The organism is Nocardia stercoris (assembly GCF_003696265.1).
Taxonomy (GTDB): Bacteria; Actinomycetota; Actinomycetes; order Mycobacteriales; family Mycobacteriaceae; genus Nocardia; species Nocardia stercoris.
In genome coordinates this window covers 214,148-233,453 of the sequence record NZ_RFFH01000010.1, presented here as the reverse complement: position 1 = coordinate 233,453, position 19,306 = coordinate 214,148, and the positions used below count along the sequence as shown (strand labels likewise).

General features: G+C 70.2%; 1 protein-coding gene (only partly in view). It reads right to left on the bottom strand.

On the bottom strand, positions 1-19,306 hold part of the coding region annotated (locus EBN03_RS22565; RefSeq protein ID WP_122190086.1) for a non-ribosomal peptide synthase/polyketide synthase (this coding region is incomplete at its 3' end). The annotated region is longer than the window, extending 13,380 nt past the left edge and 2,909 nt past the right edge; 19,306 of 35,595 annotated nt are visible.

Genomic DNA, 19,306 nt, shown 5'->3' with positions numbered 1-19,306 from the left:
GTCGAGCACCTCGGACCGGTCGAGCACACCGGTCGGGAAGGTGAACGAGGCGCCGAGTTCGGTGCCGCTGACCGCCGCGTTGATCTCCAGGGCCGAGATCGCCGGCAGCTCCGGGAATTCCGGGTTCGCGGTCAGGCCGGCCGTCGGCGTCCACCCGGCGCCCTGCCATTGCTGCGGCATCAGATCCGCCCGCGACAGCCGACCCAGATAGTTGAAACCGATTCGGCCCATGGGCAATTCGGCCAGGACCGGACCGGCCTCCGGGTCGAGGTAGCGCAGCAGACCGTAGCCGACGCCGCGGTCCGGCACGGACCGCAGCTGTTCCTTCACCCACTTCACCACCCGGCCGGCCGCGGCACCGCCGGCCAGCACCTCGCCGAGGTCCACGTCGGCGGGCAAGGTCAGTCGCACCGGGTAGACGGAGGTGAACCAGCCGACCGCCGCCGACAGGTCCGCGCCGGGCACCACGGCCTCTTCCCGGCCGTGCCCTTCGAGCCGCACCACGAGCGAGGCGGGAGCACCGGCCTCGAATTCGGTCGCCGGCCGCTTGCCACGGCGCCAGACCGTCACCGCCACCAGCAGCGCCGCCAGCAGGCCGTCGTCGACGTGGCCGTGGATGGCGGCGGGCAGGCCGGTGAGGACGGCGTCGGTGACGTCGGCCGGTACCGCCAGTCGCACCTGGTCGGTGGCGGCGTGGGTGTCGAGCGCGGGATCCAGCTCACGCGACCCGAGCACCGGGTCGGGTCCCGCCAACATGGTTGTCCACCAGGCCAATTCGGCGGTCCGGCGGCCGGAGCGCGCCTGCTCGGCCAGGGCGTGCGACCACCGGCGCAGGGAGGTGCCGGTGGCCGGGAGTACCGGGCGCTGCCCGGCGACGACCTGCGCCCACGCGGCTGCCAGGTCCGGCAGCAGGATTCGCCACGACACGCCGTCCACGGCGAGGTGGTGGGCTACCACGCCCAGTGCACCGGGCTCGCCTTGGCCGCGATCGAACCAGACCAGGGCCAGCAGGACGCCTTGTTCCGGCGCCAGACGGTCCGCGGCGGTGTCCAACTCCGCGGCAACCCGCGCGAGGAGCGCCTCGTTCGTGTGGTCGGCATCGAACTCGTTGTCCGACAGGTCGACTCGGTGGATCAGTGCGGCGATGTCTACCGTGTCGGCAGGCACCGTCACCAGGCCGGGGCCGGTTTCGGCGCCCGGATCGCCGAGAATTGGGCCGAGCGCGTCGGTCCCGATCTCGGTGCCGCTGCCGCTGCCACTGTCGCTGCCGTTGTCGCTGGCGCTGCCACTGTCGCTGGCGCTGCCACTGCCGTTGTCGCTGGCGCTGGCGCTGGCGCTGCCACTGTCGCTGGCGCTGCCACTGCCGTTGTCGCTGGCGCTGGCGCTGGCGCTGGCGCTGGCGCTGGCGCTGGCGCTGGCGACGAGTCGAGCCGTGAGCACCGGATGCCGCTCGACGACGGCACGCCAGATCGCGACCAGACCGTCCAGATCGATGCCCACCGGAAGATCCAGCACCATCGACTGATTGAACCGATCGAAACCAGCACCCAGATCACGAATGAACCGCGCTACCGGAAGAAGCGGCATCCAGCCGATAGCCCCACCCGGCAGCTCGGGCAACAGCTCCTGCTCCCGGTCGGTGCCCGCGACCTTGGCCAGCGCCGCCACCGTGCGATGTTCGAAAACCTCACGCGGACTGATCAATACACCGGCCGCCCGGGCGCGGGAAACCACCTGGATGGAACGGATCGAGTCGCCGCCGATCTCGAAGAAGTCGTCGTCCACACCGATCGGTGTGCGATCGAGGATTTCCGCGAACACACCGGCCAGCACGACTTCGGCGGCCGTGCGGGGTGCCCGGTAAGCGGCGCCGGCCGTGAATACAGACTCCGGCAACGCTTTCCGATCGATCTTGCCGTTCGGTGTCAACGGCAGCGCGTCCAGGATCATGATCGACGCCGGAACCATGTACTCCGGCAACCGGTCACCGGCGAAGGCCCGCACGCCGGCGGAGTCCACTGTCGGGTGTCCGGCTGTGGTGTCCGGCACGACATAGCCGACCAGCTGCTTGCCCCGGCCGGATTCGTGCGCGACAACGACCACCTGCGCGATGCCCGGGTGCCCGGCCAGCGCGGCCTCGATTTCGCCCGGCTCGATGCGGAACCCACGGATCTTCACCTGATCGTCGACGCGGCCCACGTACTCCAGCACACCGGACTTGTTCCAGCGCACCACATCACCGGTCCGATACAACCGGCCGACGGGCCGTCCGGCCTCGGCAGAGGGCGTCGGGCTCTCGGCGTCGGTGCGAGACGCGGCGAACGGATCGGCGACGAACCGGGCAGCAGTCAGGTCCGCGCGGCCGTGGTAGCCGCGCGCCAATTGCGCACCGGCGATATACAACTCACCCTCGACCCCGACCGGAACCGGTTGAAGGCGGCTGTCCAGGACGTAACACCGAACATTGCCATACGGGCCACCGATCGGAATCGAACCCTGCTCCGGCATCCCAGCCGTGTCGAACTCCGACATACACGACGTGGCTTCGGTCGGGCCGTACCCGTTGATCACACACAACTGCGGGAACCGCGACCGCAGATCCCGAACCAAAGCCGGCGAAAGCTCCGAACCACCGGCGATCACCCGGTTCAGGTAACCCAGCGGGTTCGCACCACCGTCAACACTGACGTGCTCCGACAATGCTGCCAGCAGCGGCGGTGTCAAGTGCGCCTTGCTGATCTCGAATTCCCGGACCAGCGCGGCAATCTCGTCCAGATCCGAACGCGGCGAACCCGCCACCACAACCGTTCCACCGGACGTCAGCGCCGGCCAGATCTCATAAGTCGACGCGTCGAACGCCACCGTCGCATGCGCCAGAATCCGCTCACCGCGCGCGACCGGCCACGCCTCCCGCACCAAGTTCGCGAGGTTCGCGTGGGTGATGATCGCGCCCTTGGACTGACCGGTCGTACCGGAGGTGTAGATCAGGTGCGACGCCGACTGCGGCGACACCACCCGCACCGCGCCCACGTCGAGCCCGGACGCCTCCGCGGCCGAGGTGCGACCCACGAGTTCGGCCACCCCCGCGTCCGAGGTCCGACCCACGAGTTCGGCCGCCTCCGTGTCCGAGGTCGGACCCACGAGTTCGGCCGCCTCCGTGTCCGAGGTCGGACCCACGAGTTCGGCCGCCCCCGCGTCCGAGGTCCGGCCCGCGAGTTCGGGCGTCCCCGCGTCCGAGGTCCGACCCACGTGTTCGGCCGCCTCCGTGTCCGAGGTCCGACCCGCGAGTTCGGGCGTCCCCGCGACCGAGGTCCGACCCGCGAGTTCGGCCGCTACCGCAGCATCGTCGAGCCACACGCGGGCCACACCGATGTCCGGCACCGCCTCGGCAACACGACTGTGCGTCAACACCAGCACCGGTTGTGCGTCAGTGAGGATGAACCGCAACCGATCCGACGGATACTCCGGATCCACCGGAACATACGCCCCACCAGCCTTGTTCACCGCCACCATCGCCACCAACAAATCAGCCACACGCGGCAACGCAACCGCCACCACCTGTTCCGGGCCGACTCCGTGCCCGACCAACAAGCGCGCCAACCGATCCGACCGCTCATCGAGCTCGCGGTAGGACAGCTCCGTACCGGAAGCGACAACCGCCGGGGCGTCTGGGTCCTCGGCCACTCGCGCCGCGAACAACTCCAACGCGGACACGGACAGGTCGGCATCCGTTGCCGTGTCGTTCCATTCGGCCAGCACCCGGCGCCGTTCGTCCGCACCGAGCACGTCGATATCGCCGACCGGTCGCTGGGGTGCGGCGGTCAATCGGGCGAGCAGGCTCGTGAAGCGAGCGGCCAGTTGTGCGGCCGTATCCGGGTCGAACAGGTCGGTGGCGTATTCGACGGACCCGGACAGTCCGCCCGTATTGTCCTCGGCCACTGCGAACAGCAGGTCGAACCGCGCGGTCCCGGTCGACACCGGGTAGGCGTCGACGACGACGTCGGCGGCGAACGCGGACCCGCCGGCGGCGCTGTTCTGCAGCGACAGCGATACCTGGAACAACGGGTGATGCGCCTGCGAGCGAACCGGATTCACCAACTCGACCAGACGCTCGAACGGTGCGTCCTGATTCGCGTACGCGGCCAGGGCCTTGTCTGCGACCTGATCGACCAGCTCGGCGAACGTCGCCGTGGGCCGCACCTGGGCCCGCAGCACCCAGGTGTTGACGAAGAACCCGACCAGATCGTCGAGCGCCGCATCGGTACGACCCGCGATCGGCGAACCGATCGGAATGTCCTCCCCCGCAACGAACTTCGACAACAACACCGCGAGCCCGGCTTGCAACACCATCGACACTGTCGCTCGCCGCGACCGCGCCAACTCCGCAACCGCCGCAGACGTCGCCGGATCGAACACGATCGGCACCGTCGCACCCCGATACGACGCCACCCGCGGGCGGGGACGGTCGGTCGGCAACGCCAATTGCTCCGGAATACCCGCCAATTCAGTCCGCCAGTAGTCGAACTGACGCGACAGCACACTCTCCGGATCGGACTCGTCACCGAGCAATTCGCGCTGCCACAGCGTGTAATCCGCGTACTGCACCGGCAACGGCGCCCACTTGGGCGCTGTGCCCGCTGCCCGCGCTGCGTACGCGGCGGCCAAGTCTCGGGTCAGCGGCGCCAGCGACCAGCCGTCAGCCGCGATGTGATGCACCACGAGCACCACGACCAGCTCGGCCGGTCCCCGCCGAATCACGGTCGCCCGCACCGGAATCTCGGCATCGAGCTCGAACCGGTATTCGGCCGCCGCGGCGACCACCCGGTCGACCTCGTCGTCGGTCGCACCGAGCATGTCCACCACCCGCACCGGCGTCTCGACCGCGTCGAGTTCGAGGATCCGCTGCCGTGCCACACCGTCGGCCGCACTGGTAAAGACGGTCCGCAGGCTCTCGTGCCGCCCCACCAGGTCGGTGACCGCGGCGGCGAGGGCCACCACATCCACGGTGCCGCGCAAGGTGAGCGCCATCGGAATGTTGTAGGTCGCCGACGGCCCGTCGAGGCGGTACAGGAACCACAGCCGCTGCTGCGCGAACGACAGCGGCAACTGTTCGGGTCGCTCCCCGCGCCGCAACGCGATCCGGGTTTCACCGCCGGTCGCGGCCGCGACGACGGCGGCCATACCCGCGACAGTCCGGGCCTCGAACACGGCCTGGATCGAGATCTCCACGCCCAGTTCGGCGCGGACCCGGCTGACCAACCGGGTCGCCAACAGCGAATGCCCGCCGAGGTCGAAGAAGCTGTCGTCGGCGCCGACCCGCTCGACCGCCAGGATCTCGGTGAAGAGGTCCGCGAGCGCCCGTTCGATCGGGGTGCCTGGCGCACGATAGGCGGTGCCCCCAGCGAAAACGGGCTCCGGCAACGCCTTCCGGTCGATCTTGCCGTTGGTGGTCAACGGCACCCGGTCGATCGCCACGATCGCCGCCGGCACCAGGTACTCCGGCAGCCGGGCCGCCGCCCGCTCCCGCACCGCGACCGGGTCGATTTCCGCTGTGCCGCTGCCGGCGTCCGCGGGAGTCACGTAGGCCGCCAACCGCTTCCCAGCCGGACCGTCCACCACCACGACCACCGCACGACCCACCACCGGATCCGCAGCCAACGCGGCCTCGACCTCACTCGGCTCGATCCGGAAACCCCGGATCTTCACCTGATCGTCGGCACGCCCGACATACTCCAGCACACCGGCCTGGTTCCAACGCACCAAGTCCCCGGTCCGATACGCCCGCTCCCCCGACCCGTTCGGATCGGCCACGAACCGCAGGCCCGTCAGATCCGGACGACCCGCATACCCACGCGCCACACCGGCACCGACCACATACAACTCACCGACCGCGCCAACCGGCACCGGCCGCAACCAGCCGTCCAGCACCAGCAACCGCATATTGTCCAGCGGGCGCCCGATCGGTACCGGCGTACCGTCGACATATTCGGCTGCGCCGCAGCGGTTCTCGAGGCCGACGGCGTTCTCAAGGCCGCGGCGGTTCTCGACGCCGCCGGCGTTCTCCTGGCCGCCGCGCTTCACGAGGCCGCCTCGATACTCGACGCCGCCGACGTTCTCGAGGCCGACGCTCTTCTGGGGGCCGCGGCGGTTCTCGTGGCCGCTGTGGTTCTCGTCGCCGACGGGGTTCTCCACGCCGACGGGGTTCTCGAGGCCGCCGCGGTCCTCGAAGCCGACGGGGTTCCCCGGGGCGATAGACCACGGTCCACCCTCGACCTCGGCCCGTCCGATGCGGGCCACGTCAGCACCCGCATCCACCCGTCCGTCGCCCGCCGACTCCCCTCGCCGGTTGTCACTCGGCACGAATCCGACGTGGGTTTCAGTCGTGGACCGAGCCGAGCCGATCGGGTAGGAGGTGGCGAAAGTCGTTGTCTCCGTAGGCCCGTACCCGTTCACCACCACCGTCTGCGGGCATGCCTGCTGGACTCGGCGCACCGCATCCGGCGAGACCACGTCACCACCGGTCCACACCTGCCGCACACCCGCGAAACACCGCGCGTGTTCCTGCGCCATCACCGCGAACAAACCAGCGGTCAACCACAATCCGGTGACCTCTGCCGCCGCGATCAGCCGTGCGAGCTCGGCAGGGCCCGAATCGGGTTCAGCCAGAACCACTTGACCACCATTGAGCAGCGGCACCCACAACTCGTAGGTCGACGCGTCGAACGAATGCGGCGAATGCACCAGCACCCGCTCGTGCGCACCACCAGCGAAACACCGGTCCTGCACCAGCGCGGTCACATCGCGATGCCTGACCGCGACACCCTTCGGCTCACCGGTCGAACCGCTGGTGTACATCACGTAGAGCAGCTGATCCGGATCCACGGTCACGGCAGGTGCCGAGGCGGATTCCGGATGCACCCGCGCGTATTCGGTTGCGGCTGCGACGCTCTCGACTGTGACGACGATCCGCGCCCCCGCCTGGGCGACGACCTGGTCGCGGCGGGACTGCGGCCACTCCGGCAACAACGGCACGAACACCGCACCCGCCTTCGCCACACCCAACAACGCCACCACCAGATCCACCGACCGCGGCAACACAACCGCCACCGGCTCCTCCGCCGCTACTCCGCGCTCGAGCAGCCACCACGCCACAGCATTCGCCCGCGCATCCAACTCGGCATACGTCACCGACACCGCACCAGCCGATACGCTGTCCGCGCGACCTTCACGCACTACGCTGACCGCGCCCGCAACCACGCCGCCGTCGTGCCCGTCACGCAGGCCGCTCGCCGTGCCCGCAATCACGCTGTCCGCGTGGTCTTCTCGCACCCCAGCAATCACCGCGACCGCGTCCGGGGTCTGCGCGACCCGTGCGGCGAACATCGCCGGCAGCGACACCACCGCCGCATCCGTGCGGGTGTCGTTCCACCGTTCCAGTGCCCGTCGCTCGTCGGGCAGCAGTAGCGGAAGTGCGGCCAGCGGCAGATCCGGTGTGGCGGCGCAGGCCGCCAGGACCGCCGCATAGCGGGTGGTGAGCCGGTCGATTTCGGGGCGCTCGAAGACCGTCGCGTCGTATTGCAGCGTCACCATCAGATCCGGAACCGCGTTCGCGGTCACGGTGATCGGGTAGTTGGTGCCGCTGCGGTGGTCCAGGCCGGTCACCGTGAGGCCGGTCGACGCGGTCGTGCCGGCGAGCGCGGCCTGGTCGATCGGATAGGACTCGAACGCGACGAGCGTGTCGAACAGCGCTGGGACACCGGCGATCCGGTGCATCTCGGTGAGCGGGACGTGGTGGTGGTCCATCAGTCCGGTCTGGTCGGCCTGGTGCCGGCGCAGCAGTCCGGCGAGGGTTTCGGCCGGGTCGAGCCGGACCCGCACCGGCACCGTGTTGATCAGCAGACCGACCATGGAGTCGGCGCCGGGCAGGTCGGCCGGGCGACCGGATACGGTCGCGCCGAACACGACATCGTCGCGGCCGGTGACCGCCGCGAGCAGCAGCGCCCAGCTCACCTGCACGACGGTATTGAGCGTGACACCGGATTCCCCGGCGCGACGGGAAAGGTTGCGCGCCAACGCATCCGGCAGGGCGATGTCGACGGTCTCCAGGACGTCCGTCTCGGCGGCGTCACCACCGGCGCCCGCCGCCGCCGCGAGGAAGGTCGGTTCATCGATGTCGCCGAGGTAGCGCGACCAGGCCCGCACACCGGCGGCCCGGTCCTGAGCCTGCGACCACAGCAGGAAGTCACGGTAGTTGCCCGCCGGCGGCAGCGCCGCGGCGTCGCCTCGGCCCGCATACAGGGCGAGCAGGTCGGTGAGCAGCAGCGGCAGCGACCAGCCGTCCACCAGCACGTGATGCGCGGTCAGCACGAGTTGTGCTCGGTCGTCCGCGACCCGGATCAACGCCAGCCGCAGCAGAGGTGGCACGGCCGGATCGAAGTGGGCGTGCTGGTCGGCGTCGAGCAGCTGCCGCACCGCCGCTGCCTGGTCGGCGCCGCCGGCACCCCGCAGGTCGTGGTCCTGCCAGGGCAGTTCCGGGTCCGCGACGACCACGGCGACGGTGGTGCTGCCGTCCCCGGCCGGGACGTACGCGGTGCGCAGGGCGGCGTGCCGGGCCAGCAGCGCTCGGCCCGCGACGCGCATCCGCTCCGGATCCACCGGGCCGGACAGGTGGAACACGACCTGCATGTGATAGGCGTCGAAACCGCCACCGGACATGTGCGCGTGGAACAGCAGCCCGGACTGCATGGCCGTCACCGGCCACACGTCCCGCAGCCGCTGGTACCGGGTTTCGAGGACGTCGATGTCGTTCTGGTCGAGCGGCACGAGCGGCAGATCGGACGGGGTCAGGCCGCCGGCACCCGCCGTGCGGGCGTACCGGGCCAGGCCGGTGAGCGCGTCGCACCACAGGTCCGACAACTCGGCCACGGCGGAGCGGTCCAGGATCCCGGGAGCGAAGGTGAACGACGCACCGAGCTCGTCGCCGGTGACCGCCGCATTGATCTCGAGTGCCGAGGTGAGCGGCAGCTCGGGGTAGTGGGCGCTCGCCGCCACCCCGGGGGTCGGGGTCCAGCCCCGGCCCTGCCACTGCCGCGGCATCAGGTCGGCGGCGGCGAAACGCCCGAGATAGTTGAAACCGATGCGGCCACTGGGCAACTCGGCTAGCGCAACCGCGGTCTCGGCGTTCAGGTAGCGCAGCAGACCGTAGCCGATTCCGCGATCGGGCACCGCCCGCAGCAGCTCCTTCACCCACTTGACGACGCGCCCGGCCGCCGGACCGCCGGTCAGGACGTCGTCGAGGTCCACGTCGGCGGGCAGTGTCAGGCGCATCGGGTAGAAGGAGGTGAACCAGCCGACCACGGCGGACAGATCGGCGCCCGGCACGACGATCTCCTCGCGACCGTGACCTTCCAGGCGCACCACCACTCCGGCGCCGGCTCCGCCGTCGCGGCGGCCACGCCAGATCGTCACCGCCACAACGAGTGCGGCCAGCAGAGCGTCCTCGACGTGACCGTGGATCGCCGCGGGCAGGTCGGTGAGGACCGCTTCGGTCGCCGCGGCGGACAGGCTGAGCCGGAGCTGTTCGCTCGCGGCGTGGGTGTCGACCGCCGGGTCGAGGGCCCGGGCGCCCAGCTTCGGGTCGGGCCCGGCCAACATGCCGGTCCACCAGGACAATTCGTCGACTCGCCGTTGCGCGTGGGCTTCCTCGGCCAAGGCGTGCGACCACCGGCGCAGCGAGGTGCCGGGAGCGGTGTTCGGGGTCCCGTGGTGGTCGCTTTCCGGTTCGGCCGTGTCCTGTCCGGCGATCCTGCTCCACGCCGCCGCCAGGTCCGGCAACAGGATTCGCCAGGACACGCCGTCGACGGCGAGGTGGTGGGCCACGACGCCCAGTGAGCCGGGCAGGTCCGGACCGCGGTCGAACCAGACCAGTGCCAGCATGGTTCCCTGCGTTGGTGCCAGCCGCGCCGCCGCGGCATCGAGTTCGGCGGCGATCAGTGTGGCGAGTCCGGTTTCTCCCTGGCGGCGCCCAATTTCCATAGTTCCGCTGAACTCTGTTGTCAGGGTGGATGTTTCGGTCGCGGGCAGATTCGTACCCGCTGCGGCCGCGTGATCGGGTGCATCGGTCGTCGACTGTTCCGCGCCGGCATGCGCGGGTGTCGTGGTGCCACCTGTTGCGGTGCGGGGCACCTCGACTCGATGGATCAGGCTTGCGATGTCGACCGCATCGACCGGGACCGTCACCAGGCCGGGTCCTGTGCCGGACGCGGCGGCATGATCGGCCCCACCGGCAGTGGCGTCGATATCGGTCTCGCCGTCGACGAGTCGAGCCGTGAGCACCGGATGCCGCTGCACGACCGCATGCCAGGTCGCGACCAAACCGTCCAGATCGATACCCACCGGAAGATCCAGCACCATCGACTGATTGAACCGATCGAAACCAGCGCCGAGATCACGAATGAACCGCGCTACCGGAAGCAACGGCATCCAGCCGATAGCCCCACCCGGCAGCTCAGGGAGGACCTCCTGTTCGCGGTCGGCGCCCGCGACCTGTGCCAGCGCCGCCACCGTGCGGCGCTCGAAAACCTCACGCGGACTGATCAATACGCCCGCCGCCCGAGCGCGGGAAACCACCTGGATGGAACGGATCGAGTCGCCGCCGATCTCGAAGAAATCGTCGTCCACACCGACCCGGTCGCGGCCGAGGATCTCCGCGAACACCTGCGTCAGCACCAGTTCGGCCGAGGTCACCGGCGCCCGGTAGGCGGTGCCACCTGTGAATACGGGTTCCGGCAACGCTTTACGGTCGATCTTGCCGTTGGGTGTCAACGGCAGCGCGTCCAGGATCATGATCGACGCCGGAATCATATACTCCGGCAACCGTTCTCGCAGGAACGTCCGCACGCCGGCGGCATCCAGCGGCGGCACGCTTCGTTCGACCGCATCCGGGCCGACGGTGGTGGACTCCGCCGCACCGACTGCCCCGATCGCTATATCAGCAGCGTCCCCGGACCCGCCGCTGGAAGCCGCCTTCGCGACCTCGACGACCTCGACCGTATCCGCACCGGCGGTGGTGGACTCCGCCGCACCGAGTGCCGCGGTCGGCATATCAGCAGCGTGAGCGGACCCGCCGCTAGAAGCCGCCTTCGCGACCCCGACGGCATCCGTTCCGACAGCAGCAGACTCCGCCGTACCGAATACCCCGGTAGCCATATCGACAGCGGCACCGGACTCGCTGCCGACCGCCTTCGCGACCTCACCAGCATCGACGGCATCGACGGCATCGACGGCAGGATCAGTGGCCGTGGCGACGTCCGCCACCACATAACCCACCAGCTGCTTACCGCGACCGGAATCGTGCGCGACCACCACAGCCTGCCCGACACCGGGATGCGCCAGCAACGCCGCCTCGATCTCACCCGGCTCGATCCGGAACCCACGGATCTTCACCTGGTCATCCACACGGCCGACGTACTCCAGCACACCGGACTTGTTCCAGCGCACCACATCACCCGTGCGGTAGAGGCGACCACCACCCACCGCCGCTGACCGACCTGCGTCCCCGGGCGATCCCGCCGCGGTGACGTCGAACGGGTCGGCCACGAACCGAGCGCCCGTCAAGTCCGCGCGACCGTGGTAGCCACGCGCCAATTGCGCACCAGCGATGTAGAGTTCACCGTCCACCCCGACCGGGACCGGTCGAAGGCGGCTGTCCAGCACATAGCACCGGACGTTGCCGTACGGGCCACCGATCGGAATCGAACCCTGCTCCCGCATCCCAGCCGTATCGAACTCCGACATACACGACGTGGCTTCGGTCGGGCCGTAGCCGTTGATCACACACAACTGCGGGAAACGAGACCGCAGATCCCGGACCAGAGCGGGCGAGAGCTCGGATCCGCCCGCGATGACCCGTGTCAGATAGCCGAGCGGGTTCGCGCCACCGTCAGCGCCGACGTGCTCGGACAGCGCCGCGAGCAGCGGCGGCGTCAAGTGCGCCTTGCTGATCTCGAATTCCCTGACCAGCGCGGCAATCTCGTCCAGATCCGAACGCGGCGAACCCGCCACCACAACCGTTCCACCCGACACCAACGCCGGCCAGATCTCATAAGTCGACGCGTCGAACGCCACCGTCGCATGCGCCAGAATCCGCTCACCCACCGCGACCGGCCACGCCTCCCGCACCAAGTTCGCCAGATTGGCGTGGGTGATGATCGCACCCTTGGACTGACCGGTCGTACCGGAGGTGTAGATCAAGTGCGACACCGAATCCGGCGACACCACCCACACGGCGCCAACAGGCTCGACAGAGCTCGGCGCGGCATCGACCACCGTTCGGTCGAGGCCGCCACTGTGGTTCGCACTGCGCGTTTCCGGTTCGCCGGTGACGGGCATGCCGTTCACCTGGCCCGGCGAGTTCCGGTCCGCGTACCGGCCTTCACCGGCGAGCTCGGCCACCACAGCCGGATCATCGACCAGTACCCGTGCGACACCCGTGTCCGGCACAACATCGGCAACACGGCTGTGCGTCAGCACCAGCACCGGTTGCGCGTCGGTCAGGATGAACCGCAACCGATCCGACGGATACTCCGGATCCACCGGAACATACGCCCCACCAGCCTTGTTCACCGCCACCATCGACACCAACAAATCAGCCACACGCGGCAACGCAACCGCCACCACCTGCTCCGCACCCACACCGTGCCCGACCAACAAGCGCGCCAAACGATCCGACCGCTCATCCAACTCCCGGTAGGTCAACTCCACACCGGAAGCGACAACCGCGAGCACCTCCGGAATCGCCGCGACCCGCGCCGCCAACAACTCCAGCACCGACACCGACAGATCCACATCCGTCGCCGTATCGTTCCACTCCACCAACACCCGACGCCGCTCGTCCGCGCCCAGCACATCGGCATCGCCGACCGGCAGTTCGGGCCGTCCCGTGAGCTGGGTGAGCAGGCCGGTGAACCGTTGCCCGAGCCGGTCGACCGTCGCGCGGTCGAACAGGTCGGTGGCGTACTCGATCGAGCCGGCCAGGCCGCCGTGACCGTCCTCGACCACGGTGAACAGCAGGTCGAAGCGCGCGGCACCGGTGGTGACGGGGTAGGCGCCGACCACCGCATCGCCGAACTCCGCTACCGCGGCGGTGGTGTTCTGCACGGTCAGAGACACCTGGAACAACGGGTGATGCGCCTGCGAGCGAACCGGATTCACCAACTCCACCAGACGCTCGAACGGAGCATCCTGATTCGCGTACGCCGCCAGGGCCTTGTCCGCGACCTGGTCGACCAGCTCGGCGAAGGACATCGCCGGTGACACCCGCGCCCGCAGCACCCACGTGTTGACGAAGAACCCGACCAGATCGTCCAACGCCGCATCGGTGCGACCAGCGATCGGCGAACCGATCGGAATGTCTTCCCCCGCACCGAGAGCGGACAGCAGCACCGCGAGGCCCGCCTGCAGCACCATCGACACGGTCGCCCCACGCGAGCGGGCCAGCTCACCGATCGCCGCGGCGGTATCACCGTCGATCTCCCAGGGCGCGATCGCACCCCGATACGACGCCACCAGCGGCCGCGGACGATCCGTCGGCAACGCCAACTGCTCTGGGACACCGGCCAATTCGGTCCGCCAATAGTCGAACTGACGCGACAGCACACTGTCCGGGTCCGACTCGTCGCCGAGCAGTTCCCGCTGCCACAGCGTGTAATCCGCGTACTGCACCGGCAACGGCGCCCACGCCGGGGCCGTGCCCGCTGCCCGCGCCGCGTACGCGGCGGCCAGGTCGCGGGCCAGCGGGGCCAGCGACCAGCCGTCACCCGCGATGTGGTGCACGACCACGACCAGCACCAGGTCCGCGTCCGGCCGGTTCTCCGGCGCGGACAGGGCACCGCGGCGGATGACGGTGGCCCGGATCGGAATCTCGGTGTCGAGCTCGAACCGGTGCCCGGCCGCGGCGGCGACCGCACGATCCACCTCGTCCGGTCCGGCCGCGGACAGATCCAGCACCCGCACCGGCGGCTCGACCGAGTCGATGTCGAGGATCTGCTGTCGGCCGATACCGTCTGCGTCACTGGCGAATACGGTGCGCAGACTTTCGTGCCGGCCCACCAGGTCGCCGATCGCGGCGGTCAGCGCCACCACGTCCACGTCCCCGGTCAGGGTCAGGGCCAGCGGGATGTTGTAGGTCGCCGACGGACCGTCGAGCCGGTACAGGAACCACAGCCGCTGCTGCGCGAACGACAGCGGCAACCGTTCGGGACGCTCGAACCGGCGCGGCGCGGTCCGGGTGGCGGTGTCGCCCTGTCCGGCGATCCGGGACAGCGCCGCGACGGTCCGGGCCTCGAACACGGCCCGGATCGGGACCTCGACCGCGAGCTCGGCCCGGATCCGGCTGACCAGGCGGGTGGCCAGCAGCGAGTGCCCGCCCAGGTCGAAGAAGCTGTCGTCGAGGCCGACGCGTTCGACGCCGAGTACCTCGGCGAACAGGTCCGCCAGCGTCCGCTCGACCGGCGACTGCGGGGCGCGGTAGGTCGCGGCGGCGGCGAAGACCGGTTCCGGCAACGCCTTCCGGTCGATCTTGCCGTTCGCCGACAGCGGCAGCGCGTCCAGCACCATCACCACGGCGGGAACCATGTACTCGGGCAGCCGTTTTCCGACGTAGGCCCGCACCTCGGCCGAATCCGGTTCGGCGCCCGGGTTTTCGGCGACGACGTACCCGACGAGCTGCTTGCCGTGGCCGGTGTCGTGCGCGACCACCACGGCCTGCGCGATCCGGGGATGGGTGGTCAGCACGGCGTCGATCTCGCCGGGTTCGATGCGGTAGCCGCGGATCTTCACTTGGTCGTCGGCGCGCCCGTGATACTCCAGCTCGCCGGCGCGGTTCCACCGCACGACGTCGCCGGTGCGGTAGAGCCGGCCGCCGGGGGTGAACGGGTCGGCGACGAAGCGCGCACCGGTCAGGTCGGGGCGGTCGTGGTAGCCGCGAGCCACTTGCGCGCCACCGAGATACAGCTCGCCGGGCGTCCCGGCCGGCACCTGCCGCAGCCAGCCGTCGAGCACGTGGACGTGGACGCCGGGCAGCGGCACACCGATCGGCACCGGACCCGTCGCGCCCGGTTCGAGCACCGCCGTGGTCGCGTATACGGTCGACTCGGTCGGACCGTACGCGTTCACCACCCGCACACCCGGGATCCGGGTCCGGGCCCGTTCGATCGTGGCCTGGGTCAGTGCCTCACCCGCGAACACGATCGTGTCCGCGTCCAGGCGCGTCCGGGTGTGCGCGGCGACGGCGTCGAACGCCGACGGCACCATGCTCAACAGCGCACCGGACCACGAATCGCGCTGTCCCACAGCGAGTGCGTCGTCGACGAGCTCGACCGAGCCGCCGGCGCAGACGGTGGTGAACAACTCGAATACCGACACGTCGAAGGCCGACGACGTCGACGCCAGCACGCGCGGCCGGTGCGTCGCGGCAGCGGTCACCAGCGGCCGGGTCGCACGGACCAGGGCGGCCAGGTTCGCCCGCGAGACCGCCACCCCCTTGGGGACACCTGTGGTTCCCGAGGTGTAGATCAGATAGGCCAGGCTCTGCGCCGGAACCGGCACGGGCAGTAGCGGTTCCGCCGCGGCGAGCGCCGCGACGGTGTCCGGGTCGTCGACGATCAGGCGCGCCACGCCCGTATCGGGGATCTGTCCGTCGACGCGCCGGTCGGTCAGCACGACCAGTGGCCGCGCGTCGGCCAGGATGAATCGCAGCCGGTCCTGCGGATACGCCGGATCCACCGGTACGTAGGCGGCACCGGACTTGACCACGGCCAGCAGGGCGACCAGCAGGTCGGCCGTGCGCGGCATCGCCACCGCGACCACACTTTCCGGTCCGACCGCGCGGTCGGTGAGCAGGCGGGCCAGGCGACCGGACCGCTCGTCGAGTTCGCGGTAGGTCAGCGACACCCCGCCGCACTGTACGGCCACCTCGTCCGAATCGGCCTGCGCGGCAAACAGTTCCGTGACGGACGGGGCGTCGGTGGAGTCGGCGCCGACACCGTTGCGGCGGCGCAGCAGTTCCAGCTCGCGGGGCAGTAGCAGGTCCAGCCGCGCGACCGCGCGCTCGGGGCCGGTCGCGAAGGATTCGAGCAGCCGGGCGTAGTGGGCGGTGACGTCGTCGACGAAGTCCCGGTCGAACACCGTGTTGTCGTACTGCAAGGTCATGACCAGGTCCGGTACCGCGTTCGCGGTGATCGTCACCGGATAGTTCGTGCCACTGTGGTGTTCGAGTCCGACCACGGCGAGCCCGCTGGTGGTGGAGCTGTCGGCCAGTGCGGCCTCGTCGAGCGGATACGACTCGAACGCCACCAGGGTGTCGAACAGCGCCGGTACGCCGGTGGTCCGGTGCACCTCGGTCAGCGGGTAGTGGTGGTGATCCATCAGCGCGGTCTGCTCGGCCTGGTGGCGGCGCAGCAGCTCGGACAGGGTGGCGGCGGGGTCGATGCGCACCCGGACCGGCACGGTGTTGATCAGCAGTCCCACCATGGTGTCGGCGCCGGGCAGGTCGGCCGGGCGGCCCGCGACCGTCGCGCCGAACACCACATCGTCACGCCCGAGCGCGGCACCCACCAGCAGCGCCCAGCTGACCTGCACGATCGTGTTCAGCGTGACACCGCACTCGGCGGCCCGGCGCGACAGCGCCCGAGCGACCGCCGGGGTCAGCGGAACATCCACCGTCTCCAGCACATCCACGCCGGCGACGCCGACGGCCGTGCTGTCGTGGCCGCGTCCGGCGGCGGCCGCGGCCAGGAAGCTGGGTTCGGTGACGCCGTCGAGATGGCGGGCCCACGCCCGAGCGGTAGCGGCGGAGTCCTGACCCCGCAGCCACACCAGGAAGTCCCGGAAGTCCGTCGCGGGCGGCAACGCGGACGCGTCCCCGGCACCGGCGTACAGCGCCAACAGATCGGTGACCAGTAGCGGCAGCGACCAGCCGTCCACCAGCACGTGATGGACGGTCAACACCAGGCGTGACCGGTCCGCGCCGGTGCGGATCACCGCCAGCCGCAGCAGCGGCGGCACGGTGAGATCGAAGTGGGTGCCGCGGTCGGCGTCCAAGAGTTCGGCTTCCGCGGCCGGCTGCCGGTCCGCGGGCACGGCCCGCAGGTCGAGTTCCTGCCACGGCAGGGTCGCCGTGGCCACCACCACGGCCACCGTGGAACCGTCACCGGCCGGGACGTAGGCGGTGCGCAGGCCGGCGTGCCGGTCCAGCAACGCCTGGCCCGCCGTCCGCATCCGGGCCGGATCCAGCACGCCGGCCAGGTCGAACACGACCTGCATGTGGTAGGCGTCGAAGCCCGCACCGGCCAGCTGGGCGTGGAACAGCAGACCCGACTGCATCGCCGTGACCGGCCACACGTCGCGCAGCTGCGGGTAGCGGGCCTCGAGCAGTTCGATTCCCGCCTGGTCGAGGTCGGTCAGCGGCAGATCCGAGGGGGTCAGTCCTCCGGCGCCGCGCTCGGTGTACCGCGCCAGGCCGGTGAGCGCGTCACGCCAGAGGCGGGCCAGCTCGTCGACGGCGGGACGGTCCAGCACGCCGGCCGCATAGCTGAACAGGGCGCCCAGGACCGCGCCCGAGCCGTCGTCGGTGACCGCCGCGTTGATCTCGAGTGCCGACAGTGCCGGGAGTTGCGGGTAATCCGCGCTGCCGGACATCCGCGTCGCCGGTGTCCAGCCGCCGCCCCGCAGACCGGCGGGCATCAGGTCGCCGGCCGCGAAACGGCCCAGATAGTTGAAACCGATCCGCCCCGTAGGCAATTCACGCAGGACCGCAGCGGTCTGCGGGTTCAGATAGCGCAGCATGCCGTAGCCGACCCCGCGATCCGGGACCGCCCGCAGCAGCTCCTTGACCCACTTCACCACGCGGCCCGCGGCCGGGCCGCCCGCGAAAACATCGTCCAGGTCGATGTTTTCGGGCAGGGTCAACCGCACCGGGTACATGGCGGTGAACCAGCCCAGTACCGCCGACAGGTCGGCGCCGGGGACCAGCGCCTCCTCGCGGCCGTGCCCCTCGAGGCGCACCACCACACCGTCGGTGCGCGGCGTCCGGCTCCACGCCGCGACGGCGACCGCCAGGGCCGCGAGCAGGCCGTCGTCGACGTGCCCGTGGATCGCCGCGGGCAGGGCGGTCAGTACCGTCTCGGTGACCGCCGCCGGAACCAGCAGCTGCACCTGGTCGACGGTGGCGTGGGTGTCGATCGCGGGATCCAGCTCCCGCGATCCGAGCACCGGGTCCGGACCCGCCAACATCCCTGTCCACCAGGACAATTCGGCGGAACGCGCGTCGGACCGCGCCTGTTCCGCGAGTGCGTGCGACCACCGCCGCAGCGAGGTCCCCGCGGCCGGCAGACTCGGCCGCTCCCCCGCGGCGACCTGAGCCCAGGCCGTGGCCAAGTCCGGCAACAGGATTCGCCACGACACGCCGTCGACCGCCAGGTGATGCGCCACCACACCCAGCACGCCCGGCTCGGCGCCTCCGCGCTCGAACCAGACCAGAGCCAGCAAGACACCGCGCTCGGGCGCCAATCGCGCTGCGGCAGCGTCGAGTTCGGCCGAGACGAGTGCATCGATCCCGGATTCGCTGTGCGGCAGGCGCACTCGGTGAATCAGGCTCACGACGTCGGTTTCCCCGGCGGGGACCGTCAGCAGCCCGGGACCGTCCGGACCGTCGACCAGCCGCGCGGTCAGCACCGGATGCCGGTCCAGCACCGCCTGCCACGTCGCGACCAGACCGTCCAGGTCGATGCCCGCCGGAAGGTCCAGCAGCATGGACTGGTTGAACGCGTCGAAGCCCGCGCCGAGATCACGGACGAAGCGCGCGGCGGGCAGCAACGGCATCCAGCCGATCCCGCCGCCCGGCAACTCGGCCAGCAGCTGCTGATCCGCCGCGGTACCCGCGATCCGGGCCAGTGCGGCCACCGTCCGATGTTCGAAGACCTCCTTCGGGCTGACCAGCACGCCCGCCGCGCGGGCCCGGGACACCACCTGGATGGAACGGATGGAGTCGCCGCCGATCTCGAAGAAATCGTCGTCCACACCGACCCGGTCGCGCCCCAGGATCTCGGCGAACACCCCGGCCAGCACCGACTCCGCCACCGTCACGGGCGCCCGATAGGCCGCACCGGCCTCGAACACCGGTTCCGGCAATGCCTTTCGGTCGATCTTCCCGTTGGCTGACAACGGCAGCGCGTCGAGCACCATCACCGCAGCGGGAACCATGTACTCCGGCAACCGATCCCGCAGATACGACCGCACCGCAGCCGAA